This is a genomic window from Nitrosarchaeum koreense MY1 (genome assembly GCF_000220175.1).
In the GTDB taxonomy this organism is placed as follows: Archaea; Thermoproteota; Nitrososphaeria; order Nitrososphaerales; family Nitrosopumilaceae; genus Nitrosarchaeum; species Nitrosarchaeum koreense.
The window spans coordinates 1263064-1279542 of sequence record NZ_AFPU01000001.1; the positions used below are offsets into that span (position 1 = coordinate 1263064).

Annotated in this window: 17 protein-coding genes and 1 tRNA gene; 7 read left to right on the forward strand and 11 right to left on the reverse strand. The window is 32.6% G+C overall.

Annotation, left to right across the window (positions count from 1 at the left end; genetic code table 11):
* Window positions 1-104: 104 nt before the first annotated feature.
* Window positions 105-575, forward strand: a complete 471-nt coding sequence (locus MY1_RS07340) for a 30S ribosomal protein S11 (RefSeq protein WP_476739070.1) — start codon at window positions 105-107, stop codon at window positions 573-575.
* On the opposite strand, the gene MY1_RS07345 is transcribed toward MY1_RS07340, so the two are convergent.
* Genes MY1_RS07345 through MY1_RS07355 form a run of 3 tightly spaced genes read right to left on the reverse strand, consistent with a single transcriptional unit; the run spans window position 572 to window position 2744 of the window.
* The gene (locus MY1_RS07345; protein ID WP_007551298.1) at window positions 572-883 is read right to left on the reverse strand and encodes a hypothetical protein; all 312 of its coding nucleotides are present in this window, start codon (window positions 881-883) and stop codon (window positions 572-574) included. The two genes, MY1_RS07340 and MY1_RS07345, sit on opposite strands and share 4 nt — an antisense overlap.
* Window positions 884-885: 2 nt before the next feature.
* Complete coding sequence (locus tag MY1_RS07350) at window positions 886-1299, reverse strand: DNA-binding protein (RefSeq protein ID WP_048110021.1); 414 nt, start codon at window positions 1297-1299, stop codon at window positions 886-888.
* Window positions 1296-2744, reverse strand: a complete 1449-nt coding sequence (locus tag MY1_RS07355; protein WP_007551301.1) for an RtcB family protein — start codon at window positions 2742-2744, stop codon at window positions 1296-1298. Before MY1_RS07355 ends, MY1_RS07350 begins: the two co-directional genes overlap by 4 nt.
* A gap of 77 nt (window positions 2745-2821) precedes the next feature.
* On the opposite strand from MY1_RS07355, the gene purB reads away from it, so the two are divergent.
* Window positions 2822-4183, forward strand: coding sequence for an adenylosuccinate lyase (gene purB, locus MY1_RS07360; protein WP_007551302.1), 1362 nt, complete (start codon window positions 2822-2824; stop codon window positions 4181-4183).
* Here the strand turns inward: purB and MY1_RS07365 are convergent.
* Window positions 4176-4931, reverse strand: a complete 756-nt coding sequence (locus MY1_RS07365) for an asparagine synthase C-terminal domain-containing protein (protein WP_007551303.1) — start codon at window positions 4929-4931, stop codon at window positions 4176-4178. The genes purB and MY1_RS07365 overlap by 8 nt on opposite strands.
* Before the next feature lie 73 nt (window positions 4932-5004).
* Between MY1_RS07365 and MY1_RS07370 the strand changes: the two genes are divergently transcribed.
* The 3 genes from MY1_RS07370 to MY1_RS07380 all read left to right on the forward strand — a co-directional run bounded on the left by MY1_RS07370 (window position 5005) and on the right by MY1_RS07380 (window position 8497).
* A complete protein-coding gene (locus MY1_RS07370) occupies window positions 5005-5283 on the forward strand; it encodes a 4a-hydroxytetrahydrobiopterin dehydratase (protein WP_007551304.1) in 279 nt (92 codons plus the stop codon).
* A 69-nt stretch (window positions 5284-5352) separates the two neighbouring features.
* Window positions 5353-6168 (forward strand): 6-pyruvoyl trahydropterin synthase family protein, encoded by an 816-nt coding sequence (locus MY1_RS07375; protein WP_007551305.1) that lies wholly within the window; start codon window positions 5353-5355, stop codon window positions 6166-6168.
* A gap of 7 nt (window positions 6169-6175) precedes the next feature.
* Window positions 6176-8497: a valine--tRNA ligase gene (locus MY1_RS07380; protein WP_007551308.1), complete on the forward strand. Its 2322-nt coding sequence runs from the start codon at window positions 6176-6178 to the stop codon at window positions 8495-8497.
* A 7-nt stretch (window positions 8498-8504) separates the two neighbouring features.
* Here the strand turns inward: MY1_RS07380 and MY1_RS07385 are convergent, their stop codons facing one another.
* Genes MY1_RS07385 through MY1_RS07405 form a run of 5 tightly spaced genes read right to left on the reverse strand, consistent with a single transcriptional unit; the run spans window position 8505 to window position 12564 of the window.
* The gene (locus tag MY1_RS07385) at window positions 8505-9200 is read right to left on the reverse strand and encodes a hypothetical protein (protein WP_237698823.1); all 696 of its coding nucleotides are present in this window, start codon (window positions 9198-9200) and stop codon (window positions 8505-8507) included.
* Window positions 9200-10360 carry a hypothetical protein gene (locus MY1_RS07390; RefSeq protein WP_007551310.1) on the reverse strand — a complete coding sequence of 387 codons (1161 nt, stop codon included), beginning with the start codon at window positions 10358-10360 and terminating at the stop codon, window positions 9200-9202. The genes MY1_RS07385 and MY1_RS07390 overlap by 1 nt, the downstream gene beginning before the upstream one ends.
* A gap of 56 nt (window positions 10361-10416) precedes the next feature.
* On the reverse strand, window positions 10417-11034 hold the full coding sequence (pdxT, locus tag MY1_RS07395; RefSeq protein WP_007551311.1) for a pyridoxal 5'-phosphate synthase glutaminase subunit PdxT: 618 nt from the start codon (window positions 11032-11034) through the stop codon (window positions 10417-10419).
* Window positions 11031-11999, reverse strand: a complete 969-nt coding sequence (gene pdxS, locus MY1_RS07400; RefSeq protein ID WP_007551312.1) for a pyridoxal 5'-phosphate synthase lyase subunit PdxS — start codon at window positions 11997-11999, stop codon at window positions 11031-11033. The genes pdxT and pdxS overlap by 4 nt, the downstream gene beginning before the upstream one ends.
* Before the next feature lie 31 nt (window positions 12000-12030).
* Window positions 12031-12564 carry a hypothetical protein gene (locus tag MY1_RS07405; RefSeq protein WP_007551314.1) on the reverse strand — a complete coding sequence of 178 codons (534 nt, stop codon included), beginning with the start codon at window positions 12562-12564 and terminating at the stop codon, window positions 12031-12033.
* A gap of 91 nt (window positions 12565-12655) precedes the next feature.
* Between MY1_RS07405 and MY1_RS07410 the strand changes: the two genes are divergently transcribed.
* Window positions 12656-12807: transfer RNA gene (locus MY1_RS07410), tRNA-Trp, on the forward strand.
* Window positions 12808-12817: 10 nt separating this feature from the next.
* On the opposite strand, the gene MY1_RS07415 is transcribed toward MY1_RS07410, so the two are convergent.
* Window positions 12818-15082, reverse strand: coding sequence for an aconitate hydratase (locus MY1_RS07415; RefSeq protein ID WP_007551316.1), 2265 nt, complete (start codon window positions 15080-15082; stop codon window positions 12818-12820).
* A 154-nt stretch (window positions 15083-15236) separates the two neighbouring features.
* Between MY1_RS07415 and MY1_RS07420 the strand changes: the two genes are divergently transcribed.
* The gene (locus MY1_RS07420) at window positions 15237-15869 is read left to right on the forward strand and encodes a hypothetical protein (RefSeq protein WP_007551318.1); all 633 of its coding nucleotides are present in this window, start codon (window positions 15237-15239) and stop codon (window positions 15867-15869) included.
* A 31-nt stretch (window positions 15870-15900) separates the two neighbouring features.
* Here MY1_RS07420 and MY1_RS07425 read toward each other — a convergent pair whose 3' ends face one another.
* A complete protein-coding gene (locus MY1_RS07425; RefSeq protein WP_007551319.1) occupies window positions 15901-16476 on the reverse strand; it encodes a hypothetical protein in 576 nt (191 codons plus the stop codon).
* Between the last annotated feature and the right edge of the window lie 3 nt (window positions 16477-16479).

Sequence of the window (16479 nt, forward strand, 5' to 3'; positions counted from 1 at the left end):
CATAGTATTTGAGCAATAATGAAAAAATCATGCGTATCCAAAAAACAGGTTCAAAAAATGAATGTTTTTTAAACCCTTTTAGATGTGATTAGACATTGTCAGAAATTGAAGCTGAGATTGAAGTAGAATCCCCAATTGAAGAAGAAGAGGAGATTCAAACTAAATCTAGACCAGAAACAAAGACGGATGGTCCTGAAAAATGGGGAATTGCCCATATTTACAGTAGCTATAACAATACAATTATTCACATGACAGATCTAACTGGTGGAGAAACTATCTCTATTAGCTCAGGCGGAGTTCATGTCAATGCTGACAGATACGAATCATCACCTTTTGCTGCAATGAAGGCTGCAAACGCAGTTGTCGAAGTTGCACATACAAAAGGATTCACAGGATTTCACATCAGAGTACGAGCTGTTGGAGGAGTAGGTTCCAGAGTTCCAGGCCCAGGTGCACAAGCTGCAATCAGAGCTTTGGCAAGAGGCGGATTTAAAATTGGAAGAATTGATGATGTAACACCAATTCCTCATGATACCACCAGAAAGAAGGGTGGAAAAAGAGGAAGAAGAGTCTAGTTCAATACTTTTATTCTAACGTTACAACCTTTAGATTGAAAATAATCAGTCATAAATTGAGTAAATTTTTCAGATTGATTTTTGAATCGATATTTGCTTAACATGTCAGCAAATTTTTCTTCAATACCTTGGTGTAAGTTTTGTTTAAAAGTTAATTTAAAAAAAGTCCATCCAAATTGTGATGATGGTTCACTTAGAGTATACCCATTATAACCTTCAACCAAAGTTTCCATATGAGATAATGATTTTTTTATTAATAGTAGATCATCAAGATAATTTTTTGTGCTGATTTCAAAAATAATACTCAAGACTAATCACTTTCGTCAGATGATTTATTACTTAATTTATCAGATAAGGAAACAAATTTTCCGTCTTGTTCCACATTAATTTTGGTCTCCATTCTAATGTTAAGACCAATTGATCTAAATAGCGCTAATAATTTTCCACCATCAAGAATTTCAGTAATTTCACCTGATGTGATTAATTCAGCTAATTTTTCTACGACCATCGTAGTATCATTTGGAAATTGTGATTCTGCATTTTGTAATACTTCAAGACCTCTGAATCCTAGACGTCCAACAAGAACATCTCGAGGATTTTTTGTTGTTTTAGATTGTGAATTGGCAAGTGGTGTTTCTATTTTTTTTCTAGTAGAGATATTTTGTTGCATTTCTGCAAGTCTTTTTGCCTTTAATCTTTCAAGCTCAGAATCGTCTTCGCTCAACCTTTAATCACACCTATAGGCACCAATTTTGCTACTTTAGTGGCTATTCCTAGATTATGAGATACATCTACTACAGCATCAACATCTTTGTATGCTTGAGGTGTCTCTTCCACAACTCCATCACGCGTTAATGCCTTGATAAATATGCCTTTATCGCTTAGAGATTTTCTGACATTATCTTCTGTGAAATCTCTTCTTGCCTTTGATCTAGACATAGTTCTTCCAGCACCGTGAGCGGTAGAACCAAAACTCAAATCCATTGAATTTGGTTTTCCAAGCAATATCCAGCTTGCAGTTCCCATTGAACCTGGAACTAAAACAGGTTGACCAAGATCTCTGTATTTTAATGGAACTTCTTCTCGATTTGCAGGAAATGCACGTGTAGCACCTTTTCTATGAACTACAAGTTTTCTTTCTTTGCCATCAACTTTATGTTTTTCAACTTTAGCAATATTATGAGCAACATCATAAACCAAATTCATCTCAAGATCAGATTCTGATTGATTAAAGACTCGTTCAAAAGATTTTCTTGTCCAATGAGTAATCATTTGTCTATTACTCCATGCAAAATTTAATGCAGCAAACATTGCTTTTCGGTATGATTCACCTTCTTCAGATGTATTTGGAACACATGCAAGTTCTCTATCTGCTAAAGTAATATCGTATTTTTCCATAGATTGTTCTGAGATTCTCAAATAATCACTACATACTTGGTGACCAAATCCACGAGAGCCACAGTGAATTAAAATTGTGATTGTTCCTTCCTTAATCCCCATTCTTTTTGCAGCTTCTTCATCATGAATTTCAGCTACTTTTTGTACTTCAAGAAAATGATTTCCAGAGCCCAAGCTTCCTAGTTGTGGTGCACCTCTTTTTCTTGCCTTATCTGAAACTTTATTTGGATCAGCATTTTTTATTTGTCCATTTTCTTCACAGACATCTGCATCATGTGTTGAACCAAATCCATTATCAATTGCCCAATCAACACCACGTACAAGAACTTCATCAAGTTGTGAATGACTTAGTTTCACTGCTCCTTTGGAACCAACACCTGATGGGATTGAACTAAAAAGATCAGTTACAAGTTCATTTAGTTTTGCTCGAACATCTTTCTCAGTTAAATTTGAGCGGAGTAGTCTAACACCACAATTAATATCATAACCCACTCCCCCTGGGCTAATCATTCCTTCTTCAGCATCCATAGCTGCTACACCTCCTACAGGGAAACCATATCCTTCATGACCATCTGGTAAAACTACACTATGACCCACAATTCCAGGTATGGTTGCCACATTTTTTGCCTGCATGATAGTTCTATCTGATAACATTTTTTGGAGTAAGGCTTCATCAGCGTAGATCTTTACAGGAACTTTCATTCCAAGATTAGAGTCAGCCTCAATTAGATACTGATTTTCTCCAATTTTTTTAGGAGTATTAGAAGACATAATGATTGGTAAAATTTTGCCTCAAGCCAATTTAAATCATAAGTAGATTTATTTTCAATGTCATAAAAGAGTAAACATTGGCAATTTTACCGATAGATAGTGGACGTTATGGCACTAAAGAAATGATGGATATTTTTAGTGAACAAAAAAAAGTAAATTATCAATTAGAAATTGAAGGAGCAGCTGCGATATCACAAAGCGAGATTGGAATTATTCCAAAATCAGTTGGTAAAACAATTTACAATGCAGCAATGTCAGGAAAAATTTCAGTAAAAAGAATTAAAGAATTAGAAGCAAAAAGTGATCATGATACAGCGGCTTTAGTTGAATCATTGAGCGAAAAATGTACAAAAAATGCAAGACCATGGATTCATTATGGATTAACAAGTAATGATTTGGTAGACACAAGTAATTCTATGCAAATGAGAGATGCGTTAAAAATCATAGAACCAAAAGTTGCAAAAATGGCATCATTGTTAGCAAAAAGAGCAGTTCAACATGGTAAAATCCCAGCAGTGGGTAGAACACATGGTCAACATGCAAGCATAATATCATTTGGATTAAAATTTGCAAATTGGGCAGCAGAAATGGCAAAGCATGTTGAAAGAATTGAAGAGATTAAGAAACGAGTTTTAATTTGCAAAACACTAGGAGTAGTTGGAACAGGATCATTAATGGGTGCAAAATCACTTGAAGTGCAAAAACGAGTTGCAAAACGATTAAACCTATTTCCAGCAGAAGTAACTACACAAATAATTCCCAGAGAGAGATATGCAGAATATGTTTTTGAATTAGCACTTATTGGTGCAACTTTGGAAAAAATTGCAATTGAGATTAGAAATTTACAAAGAACAGAGATAAGCGAAGTTGCTGAACAATTCAAAAAAGGTCAAATGGGCAGTAGTGCAGTTCCAGTAAAGAGAAATCCCATAAAAAGTGAAAGAGTGTCATCATTATCAAAAATGCTACGCAGTCAAATAGCAATTACATTTGAAAATATCCCATTATGGCATGAACGAGATCTTTCAAATTCAGCAAATGAGAGATTTGTACTACCTACAACAGCCATTCTGATAGATGAAATGCTAGAAACCATGATCAAGATAGTTTCAAATCTAATTGTAAATGAGAAGAGAATTGTAGAAAATCTATACATCACAAAAGGGCAAATATTTGCAGAATTTGTTTTAGAGGCATTAATAAAAAAAGGAGTTCCAAGATTTGTTGCATATAGAGATGTGCAAAGAGTTGCATTTGAGGCAAATGACAAAGGAATGCAGTATATTGACGCAATAAAAAAAGATAAAGCTTTCACTGCAATTCTTACAGATAAAGAGATTGATTCTATTTTTTCACCAGAAAAACATCTTGGTGCATCGCCTGCAATAATTAGCAATGTAAAAAAATCAGTTCAAAAAACAATTAGTAAATTTATTTAGTTTTTAGCAATGCTTTGTGAATTTTAGAACCGTATTGTAATGCTTTTTTTCGTTTTGTACATGAAATTTCAGGCACTTTGATTTCACTTGCTAATTTTCTAATAATGTGTTTCCTATACAAGTCTTCAGAGTCATGAATTTTTTCAGAAATTGGAATGGTTTTTGCATACTCTATAAAATTTGTAGATAGTAATGGCTGAAGAATTTGTACTTTAAATTCAGATGCAATCAAATTTACAGCCTTCATCATTTTTAGTTCATTATCTAATTTTGTATTCATTACTTCCATTATTTGTGATTCCCCACCAGAAAATGCTTCTCTATATGCGTTATACCCACAAAATAATTCATCAATTCCATTTGCAGTGATAACGGTATCAAGATTCAAACTATTTGCAAGTTTAGAAACATAATAAAATGCAATACAGTTTTCATTCCATGAAAGGTTCTCTGTCTTTATAATTTGATGAATTTTTGTTGTAATATTTGCAAAAGTTTCAGGATTAATTTCTAAAATATGATGAGGATACCTTAGAAACGAATTAACTTCTTTTGCAAATAAAACATCATGAGAGTCAACAAATCCAATTGTCAACAAAGTAATATCAAAATTCATCTCAAAGCAAATTTTTGAAATCAGTGTACTGTCAACACCACCAGAAAATGCAATTCCAATTTTCTTTGTACTAATAGTTTCAGAAATTGAATTTTTAATATTTTCAAGCAGTTTTTTGTTCATTTCATTCATTATCGCTCATAAGTTTGAATGTATAGAAAGGTAATGAATCAATCTTTTAATTTAAGATTATTTCTAAAAAAATATGATACGATTATCAGAAAATGACATCATTGAAGAACTAAAAAATCTACCAGGATGGAGTGTGGTTAACAAAAAACTGCACAAAGAGTTTCAGTTTGGGAGCTTCAATCAAGCTTTTGGTTTTATGACCAGAGCCGCTATGGAGATTGAAAAAATGAATCATCATCCAGAATGGTTTAATGTCTACAATAGGATAACTATAGAATTAACAACTCATGACGCTGGAGGCATTACAAAAAATGATGTCAATCTAGCCAAAATTCTAAATTCATTACAATAGAGAAAATCAAAGAATTTCAGACAAAATCATTACAGAATTTATATTATATCCAAAATCAAATTATTTCACATGGCTACAAGTCCCACAATTCTAGATTCAGATTTTAGATATATCGATAAAAAAGGAAATTTACTAAAAACTAGAACAGAATTAACAGTAGCTCAGATGCTCTCATTTTTAGATCAAGAATACCAATACAATCACAAAATTACATTAAAAAACGGTAAAGAAGTAACAATTGATTTTAAAACAGAAAAAGGCCTCATCGAAGTAATTGATAATGATGAAGATATTATAAAATACAAAAAAATCAAAGAAGATTTTCCAGAACAAAAAGTAATGGCAATAGGCCATGCAAAATATGTAGCACAAATTAAAGAACTTCAGGACATTGTGTTTTATGATAAGACACCACAAACAGGTTCAATATTTTTAGAAGATGCATCATTTTCATTTGATTATGCACATATTCTTCCGTTAGTAGAGAAATGTTCAATTTTACATGGACATACATCTTCTGTCATGGTAGAATTAGTTGGACAAATGAAAGATAACCTCCTTGTTGATTTTGGTATTGCAAAAAAAATAATCAAAGAAGTTGTTGTAGAATTTGATCATAAATTTTTCATTAACAGAAAATATCTAAAAAGAGAAGACGATTCACATTATCAAATACAATTTGATGGTCCAAAAGGAATGTTTGACATTCAAGTTCCAATAAATACTGCATATCTATTAGAAGGAGAAGCTACTGTAGAAAATCTTTCAAGTGAGATAATCAAACTCCTTGCTCCTAAATTACCTCATAATGTAGAAGCCGTTGGTGTTTACATTTATGAAGGATACAATAAAGGATCTCACATTATTTCAAATATTTCAAGATAATTAAGAAATGGAACCAAAAATTGCAGAAAAAGCTTGGAACCCAGAGTTAGAAAAGGAGATTCTCGAACAATGGATAAATGAGAAAATTTATGACTTCTCTCCAAAGGAAGATAATTTTACGATAGATACACCACCTCCTTATCCATCAGGTAGACCGTGGCACATCGGTGCAGCTGCACATTATTCTCAAATCGATATGATTGCACGCACTGCAAGAATGGCTGGAAAAAATGTGTATTTTCCAATAGGTATTGACAGAAACGGCCTTCCTGTGGAAATTTACACAGAAAAAAAGCACAATATCAGAATGCGTGAAACTGAACGAGGTGAATTTCTAAAACTATGCAGAGCTGCACTTGATGATTTAGAAGCTGAAATGATATTGATTATGAAAAACTTGGGAATCAGCGGTGATTTTTCTAATTACTATAGGACTGACTCTGAAGAATATAGAACACTAACACAGTCTACATTTATTGAACTTTGGAAGAAAGGTCAAGTCTATCTTGCAAACAGACCAAATAATTATGATTGGGTATCAGGTACAACAATTGCAGATGCCGAAATAATTTACGAAGATTTGCCAACTAAACTAGTCTACATGAAATTTAAAATTAAAGAGACAGATAAAGAAATAATCATAGCAAGTACAAGACCAGAATTACTGTGTGCATGTAAAACAGTAATTGTAAATCCAGAAGATGAAAGATATACAAATTTTATCGGTAAAAAAGTAATTGTACCAATTACTAATGCAGAGGTAGAACTAAGAACACATCATTCTGCACATCAAGATTTTGGTTCTGGTGCAGTAATGGTTTGTAGTTACGGAGATCAAAACGATGTTGCATTATTTAGAGAGTTAGAATTAGAAGAAATTGTTGCGATAGGATTAGATGGGAAGATGACAGAAGCTGCGGGTAGTTATTCAGGATTAAAACCAAAACAAGCACGAATAAAAATTATCGAAGATTTAGAAAATAGTGGATTAGTTGAAAAAATTGAAGATATTAATCACAGAACTCCTGTATCTGAAAGAAGTAAAAACCCAATTGAAATTATCCCAATGGAAGAATATTATCTAAAACAAAAAGAATCAGTTGAAAAAATGAAAAAATTAGGACAAGAAATTACATTTTATCCATCAATGCATAAACAAATTCTCATGAATTGGCTAGAATCTATCAATATTGATTGGCCAATTTCAAGAAGAAGGTATTATGGTACTGAGATACCCATATGGTATTGCAAAAAATGTTCAGAACCACATGTTCCTGAGCCTGGAAAGTACTATAAACCATGGTTAGAAAAATGCCCCATTAGTCAATGCTCCAAGTGTGGAAATAGTGAGTTTGTAGGAGAAGAAAGAACTTTTGATACATGGATGGATTCCAGTGTCTCACCACTTTATGTTTGTAAATTTAATAGAGACCAAGATTTTTTCAATAAAGTTTATCCCGCATCACTTCGACCTCAAGCAAAAGATATTGTTAGAACTTGGTTGTACTATACACTTCTAAGATGTGAGCAGCTGACAGGAGAAAAACCATGGTCTGAAGCATGGATTATGGGATATGGTCTTGATGAAAAAGGTATGAAAATGAGCAAGAGTAAAGGAAATGCAATTGATCCTTTACCAGTAATTGAACAATTTGGAGCAGACACTTTTAGGTTTTGGAGTGCAAGTGAAATTAATCATGGATATGATTTTAGATGTAATGAACAAAAAATTGAATCTACAAAAAAATTTCTCAGTAAACTATGGAATGTATCAAGATTTTTGTCTAGTTTCCCAGTAATTAAATCTGGAATTCCAACAGAGTCAGACAAATGGATATTATCTGAATTAGATAGTCTAATCAAAGAATGTAAGAGGGGATACGATGAATATAACTTCTTTATTCCTGCAATTGCAATTAGAGAATTTACATGGAATATTTTTGCAGCGCATTACATTGAAATGGTCAAAGCGAGAGCGTATGGAATTGGATTTACAGATGAGGAAAGAGATGGAGCAATCTATACATTACATAAAACACTGTCAACAATTTTGAAATTATTAGCACCAATTACACCATTCATAACAGAATATCTTTGGAAGACATTGTATTCATCAGATAGCATACATAAGCAACTTCAAGTAAAGTCTGAATCAATACAAGAACAAAGTAAGATTACAAAAGAGATAACTGAATTTAACTCCAAAGTATGGAATGAAAAAAAGCTGAAAAATCTTTCATTAAAGGATTCGATTAAAATTATCATCCCAGAAAGTTTAGAACCTTTTAGAAAGGATTTGAAATCAATGCATAATTTAGACGATAATTGAGCCTAAATTATACATGTATAATTCCATTTGTTATCAAATATTGAAGTCCAGAAACAAACTCAGCATCTTCGATTAATCCATCTGCCCACCATCCAGCATTATTTTTTATCCAGTTTGGGATAGGCTGCTGTGAAGATTGTTCTGATTGAGTTTGAGGAATAGTCATTATTTCTTCATTAATTAAATATTGAATACCTAAAACAAAATCAGCATCTTCGATTAATCCATCTGCCCACCATCCAGCATTATTTTTTATCCAGTTTGGAATTACAATTTCAGTATCGGAGACAAATGGGTTTAATGCATATGTACCAATAATTTCAACAATTGAATCTCCATTAAAAAATGGAATCATCAAAGTTCTTGATGTTGATGTGGATTTTGATTCAACATAGTCAGTTTCAAAACCATCTACTAAAACAAAAAACATATCATCGGTTAATTCAAATGTTGCATCTAAGATCTCTCGCGGAATTGTAATTTCAATAGTCCCATCATCTTGAGTATTCATAGTAATGATTAATTCAAAAAAATCAGGATCCAGAAAAATGGACTCTATATTTCCGTGTTCAATGTTATAAATTACATCAATTGATTCTATAGCAACAACTCCTGAATCTGCAAATGAGTTTGGAATTATTAATGGAATAAAAAAAACAACGAAGATTAAACTAAATAAAAATAAAGATTTAACACTATTCATCATTTATCGCCAAATGACATTCCTTCTTCTAATGAAGTAGTAATATTATTTCCAGAGACAATATTTTCAGAAGTTAATTTAGTTAGAGTTGCATTACCATTAAGAATCCATAAATTAGAAATTTTGCTTTGTGGACCAATTATTGAAACTTGAGATTGATCAATATTGTTAATTGGGATATTAGCATTTACAAAAAGCTTCATTGTAGTATGTAGTTCTTCAAGCACGCCATCCTCTAAAAATGCCATAATTACAAGCGAATCTTTAGCGCCTGATTGTCCTGAAGATACAGTTCTAGCTTTTCCAAATCCGCAATTATAATTAATTTCATCAACAACAATATTACATTCATTTAATTCTAATTTAAGATCAGATTTACTTTTATCATATAATGTAAATGTCATTTTGCCAGTCAGAGTAGACATTTGTGATTGGTTTGATACTTGAGATGCATCTACAGAATCAAAAGTCAGCTCAAATGTTTCAGTATAATCTTTGGTCGGAGTTTTTACTCCCATGTATTGTCCATCATTTATCTTATCAAGAATGTTTTTTATTCTAGAATCCAATTTATCAGACTTTTCTGCAAGTCTTTGTTGAATTTCTTCGGATTTTTTAATAACTTGTTCTTCAATCTGTTTAGATTTTAGAGAAATTTCATCACTAGATATGTTTGCTTTAATTTTATTTTGAGATTTCTCTTTGATTTCTTTTAATTTTTCTTCATATTGTTGGAATTTTTTTGATTGTTTTGCTTCAAGATTTTCTCTGTTTGTAACAAGTTCAGCTTTTTTCTGTTCTAATTCCTTTTGTCTTTCTTCAGCTTTTTCTTTCTGTTCAGCTTTTTTCTGTTCTAATTCCTTTTGTCTTTCTTCAGCTTTTTCTTTCTGTTCAGCTTTTTTCTGTTCTAATTCCTTTTGTCTTTCTTCAGCTTTTTCTTTCTGTTCAGCTTTTTTCTGTTCTAATTCCTTTTGTCTTTCTTCAGCTTTTTCTTTCTGTTCAGCTTTTTTCTGTTCTAATTCCTTTTGTCTTTCTTCAGCTTTAGAGTCATCATCATTCAAAGATGGATTTTGTGCAAAGGCATCACCATAAAGTAACCCAAATATGCCCAATAGTAAGATAGAACAGAATGTATATGATAAAATAAAATTTGTTTTCATTTTAAAATTTTCCAAGTTATGGTTAAAAAGAATTGCGATGAAGTTATCATAATGGACTAGTTTCTTGATTTCTTAATTAAATTTATAAAATATTTGTGTAATGACACATCTTCTGTTAATTCAGGATGAAATGATACGCCTAACATATTTCCTTTTTTGACTGCAATTATTTTTTCATTAAACTTTGCTAAAACTTCTACACCTGAACCAGTATCAGAAACAGATGGAGCTCGAATAAAAACACCGTTAAACTTTGGAATGTTAATAGAATTCATAGAGATGTTTGCCTCAAAGGATTCTTTTTGTCGTCCAAATGAATTCCTTTCTAGATTAATGTCAAGTAAATCTAAAAGAGGTTGATCTGTTTTTCCCACAACGCGATCGTTTGCTGTTTTTGAAAGCATTATCATACCTGCACATATTCCTAGTACTGGCATTCCTTGTTCAATTTTTTCTTTAATTATCTTAAGTAAGCTGTTTACAAGGGATAGTTGTCCTATAGTGGTACTCTCACCACCTGGGATAATCAAACCGTCTAGTTTTGAAATCTCTTCAGAAGTTTTAACACTTATGACTGAACCTTCTACTCCTAATTCTTTAATTGCTCTTTGAGTAGATGTGATATTTTCATGAACATCACCTTGAATTGCTAAAACTCCTACAGTAAGACTCATGCTAAACCACCACGATCTTGCATTCTTAATTCAAGAGTTTTAACATCTAATCCTAACATGGATTGTCTCTCATCAATCATTTTTTGTGCCTCTTTTACTTTATCAGATTCATTCCAAAATGTAGTTGCTAGAACAATAGCTCTTGCTCTTTCTTTAGCATCGTCTGCATTAAAAATTCCAGATCCTACAAATATCCCATCACAACCAAGTGACATCAAATATGCAGCATCGGCTGGAGTTGCAATTCCTCCTGCTGCAAAATTAACTACTGGTAATCTTCCAAGTTTAGCAGTTTTTGCAACTATATCATATGAGACTTTGAATTCTCTTGCAATTCTAATCAGATCTTGATCATCACCAGAATCATAAATGGATTTTATTGTTCTAAGTTCATCGTTGACTTTTTTAATATGAGTAACAGCTTCTGCAACATTTCCAGTACCAGGTTCCCCTTTAGTTCTGATCATTGCAGCTCCTTCTTCAATTCTTCTTAATGCTTCAGACAGTGATCTCGCTCCATTAACAAAAGGTGTTGTAAAATCCCATTTCCAAATATGATGATGTTCATCAGCTGGTGTTAAAACTTCTGATTCGTCTATCATATCCACATTAGTTTCATCAAGAACTTTTGCTTCATAGACATGACCAATTCTACATTTTGCCATGACTGGAATTGTGACTGAATCCATAATATCTTGGATGATTCGAATACTTGCAGTTCGCGCAACTCCGCCTGCTTTTCTTACATCAGATGGCAGTTTATCTAAAACCATAACAGATACAGCTCCTGCATCTTCTGCAATTTGAGCTTGCTCTACAGTTGTAACATCCATCACTACACCATTTTTTAGCATATGAGCAAAACCACGTTTTAAAGTAGATGTTCCGCGTAAAATATTATTAGAGTTAGATTTTTCTTGAATGATTCCTTTTGCATCAGTTCTTTCGCCTGAAAGTGAAAGCATAATTAGAGTTTTATTAGAAGGTTATTTGTACCTATTCACCGATTTGCTCTATAATATTATCAAGCTGAGATTCAACTATAGATATTATTGGAGGTATGAATTTATCAGTTGCATTTTGTTCGGGCCAGTTAATTTGATTAATTCTTCCATTAAGAATAACTTTGATATTTGATTTTTGAAAATCAGTTACATTATCGCTAATCGGAAATGATTCTGAAGGAATTGAAATAAAACCAGTTTCTTTAATCAAAGCTTTTAATTTACGAAGTTTTTGTTCATCTATAGTTGATTTGATATCGGGTTTTGGATATCCGTCTTCAGTTACAGAATATTTTATTTCTCCATTATTTTTTATTAGTAAGATTTCCGTTTTCTGTGCTCCAAGTCTTTCAGTTACTCCAAAAGATATTTTCTTTAATTGATATTTTGCATATTCAATTTCCATTACATCACTTGAATTAGATGCGGAATATGGAATCTCAGGTTGTGTGAGTAATGGAATTGCAATTAAAATTGCAAGAATAGCAGGAATTGCAGCTATTACTATGACAATTGGTTTTACCATGATCTACCTTAACAGATGAAGCTCATGATTAATCGCAAATAAATCTTGGTTAAAATAACTTAAAATTCTAGTCTATTTCATTCTTGTTCGTGGGGTCGTAGCCTAGCCTGGTAGGGCGACAGTGCATACGTTAGATCACCGCTAAGGGCTCCAAAGGTAAACTAAGCTAAACTGACTCACGGATGATGTAAGTTTGGAGCTGTAGTGACCCGTAGGTCGCCGGTTCGATTCCGGTCGGCCCCACGTTAGAATATTATTTATTTTTTAAAACATTTAGTGCTGAACCAGCTTTGAACCATTCAATTTGTGATTTATTATAAGAATGATTAAGAGAAATTTCATTGTTTGTTCCATCTTTATGCTTAATGATACATTTTACGGGTTTTTGTGGTTCTAGATTATTTAATCCGATAAGACTAATCTTGTCATCTTCTTGAATTTTATTATAATCATCAGGATTACTAAAAGTCAAAGCTAGAATTCCTTGTTTTTTCAAGTTTGTTTCATGTATTCTTGCAAGACTTTTTGTGATAACAGCTGCACATCCTAAATATCTAGGAGACATTGCTGCATGTTCTCTACTACTTCCTTCACCATAATTATTATCACCAATTATTATCCAACGCATTCCTTTTTCTTTATACTGCCTAGCAATTTTTGAAAAAGATTCTAGTTGATTATTTAAGATGTTCTTTCCTTTACCAATTTCATCATTGAATGCATTGACGGCACCTAAAAGCATATTATCACTAAGATTATCAAGGTGGCCACGAAGTGATAGCCAAGCACCTGCTGGAGAAATATGATCGGTAGTACATTTTCCTTTTGCTTTAACCATAATAGGCAAGTCAACAAAGTCTTTTCCATTCCATGGCAAAAACGGTTCTAAACGTTGGAGTCGTTTACTGTTAGAATCAATAATTACTTCGACATCGCTTGAATTTTCAGGAGGTAAAACAAAGATTCCCTCAGGTATCTTAAATCCATTTTTTGGAACCTCGGGGGCAGGTTTTGGTGGTTCAAGTTTAAATTTTGAACCATCTGCAGCAATTAATTCATCTTTTAGAGGATTAAATGAAAGTTTACCACTTAGAGCTAATGCAATAATCATCTCTGGACTACCAATAAAATTTAGAGTATTTCTGCGACCGTCGTTACGACCTGGAAAATTTCTGTTAAAACTAGTAACAATTGTATTTTTTTCATCATTTTTTAATTCTGGTCTATCCCATTGACCAATACATGGACCACATGCATTTGCCAAAACTGTAGCTCCAATATCTTTTAGTGAATCCATTTGTCCGTCTCTTTCAATAGTACTTCTAATCTGTTCAGAGCCTGGGGTAATTAGAAGGGGAATTTTAGATTTAATACCTTTTAATTTTGCTTGTTCTGCTAAACTAGCTACCCTAGACATGTCTTCATAAGAAGAGTTCGTGCAACTTCCAATTAATGCAACGGATATTGAATCAATGTATTCATTAGATTTTACATCATTAGCTAAATTGGAAATTGATCTTGCTAGATCAGGAGTATGTGGTCCAACAATATGTGGTTCTAATGTTGAAAGATTAATTTCAATAACTTTATCAAAGAATTTTTCAGGATTAGATTCTACTTCCTTATCTGCAACAAGTAATTCTATATTATGATTTGCAAGTTCTGCAATTTTTTCTCGATTTGTTGATCTTAGATAAGTTTCCATTCTTTTATCATATGGAAATATTGAACATGTTGCACCCACTTCTGCACCCATGTTTGTAATTGTAGCTTTTCCAGTACAGCTAATTGTATTTGTACCGGATCCAAAGTATTCAATAATAGAATTTGTTCCTCCCGAAACTGTTAGTTCTTCAGCAACTTTTAGAATGATATCTTTTGGTGCAGTCCACCCATTAAGTTCTCCAGTTAAGTGGACTCCAATTCTTTTAGGGTAAAGTAATTCCCATGGCAATCCAGCCATAGTTTCAGCTGCATCTAATCCTCCTACTCCTACAGCAATCATTCCTAATCCACCGGCATTTGGAGTGTGTGAGTCAGTTCCAATCATTAATCCTCCTGGAAATGCATAATTTTCAAGAACAACTTGATGAATTATTCCTGCACCAGGTTTCCAAAAGCCACATCCATATTTGGCAGCAGCTGATTGTAGAAATTTGAAGACTTCACTGTTTTCATCTAGTGCAACTTTCATATCAGAATCACCTGATACTTTAGCACGAATCAAGTGATCACAGTGAACTGTAGTAGGTAAAGCAGTTTGTTTAAGTTCTGCTTGCATAAATTGTAGCATTACCATTTGTCCAGTTACATCTTGTAATGCTACACGATCAGGAATAAGGAAAACGTAGTTTTTACCCTCATCGAGATTTTTTTCAGCCATTTGTTCAAAATGTCCTGAAAGTATTTTTTCAGTAAGTGTTAAAGGTCTGCCAATTATTTTTCGATATTTTTGAATATTTTCACGTGATTTATTGTAAATACGAGTTACAAATTCTGGGGTAGTATCTATTTCCACAAATGTATGTCAATTTAACCGGAATTTAATATTTGCAATCTAAATTACTGCAAATAATGTGATAGGCATGTAAATTTCTTAACAATTATAAACTAAAAGCAGCTTTATAATTGATTGTTGAGTAATATCAAATATTCTAAAGTGAGGAATTCAAATGGTCAATAAAGGTTTTCCAAAATTTGGAATGTCCCAAGCAGGGGCATTTGTTGCAGCTTTAAAAAATTATAATTTACCAGACTTTATTTTAGTCCTGATTGCAAAAGAATGCAAATCTGATCTCTTAGAAAGAGGACGAATTGATGATAGATTACAGAGCATGAATGATGATGCCTTAGAACTTTTACACAAGGTATTTGTGGGATGTGAAGAAGATGCTGCAGGAAAATATGCACAATACAGATTCTATGCTTATGTTTCTAGTATGTATCATAAATGTGAGGTTTTAGTAAATGAAACTATTCCAGGAGCGACTGGAACAAATCACAAAATACCTGTTGCAGTAAAAAATAATGGAATGTATATTGCAGTTGCAGTTAACAAAGCAACTGGAAATCCAGTAAATAAAAAAGAAACTACCCGATTTTATGAAATGGTTGACGATATCAAAAAAGGTGATCATGGAACCATGTTAAGTGATGCAATCTATGGCTCTTCAGTAGGGTTTAGAGGAGATGCATTAGTAGAGCTTGAGAATTTGAGTAAATCTAGAACACATGATATTGAAAACAAACTTGATTTCAAAACAGCAAATTTTGAAAACAATATTTATTCAGTAACAAAGTGTTGATTCGAATTTATTGAAAATATAGTTTAGTTAACTAGGTATATTTTGTTCTAAGAGTAGAGGTATCAATTGTAAGAAACATTGGTTTGCCATCAGTTTTTTCAAAATCGGTCCCATATTGTTCAAAATCCAACTGATCATAGAAATGCTTTGTCCACACATCGTGAACTATCTCTCTGAATTTTTTATGTCCTGATGTTCGTAAAAGTTCATGTGCTAATACATGAGAAACAGTTGTACAATTTTTTTCTGCAAGAAATAGCGTGTCAAAATTATCTTTAGGAGGTTGCCACCAAACCATTCCAAAGTTTTCTGCTTGATAACCTTCACATGTACAATCAGTCCATAGCGGTTTAAAATGACAAAGATAGAAATGAAAAATTTCAGATCCTCTTTGTTGATGATCTTGAAGCAGCGTATGTGTATCTAATTTTTGAAATAAACGTCTTGGTTTTGTAATTAATTCATCACATTGAACTTCAAAATCTTTACCAAATTTTTCTTTGATCCAAACCTTGAAAAAACTTCCCATTTGTTTTACATATTCAAATTCAAGTTTACGTTTTTCAAGATCTTCTTCTTTTACAACAAAAATAAAATGTAAAATCATGGT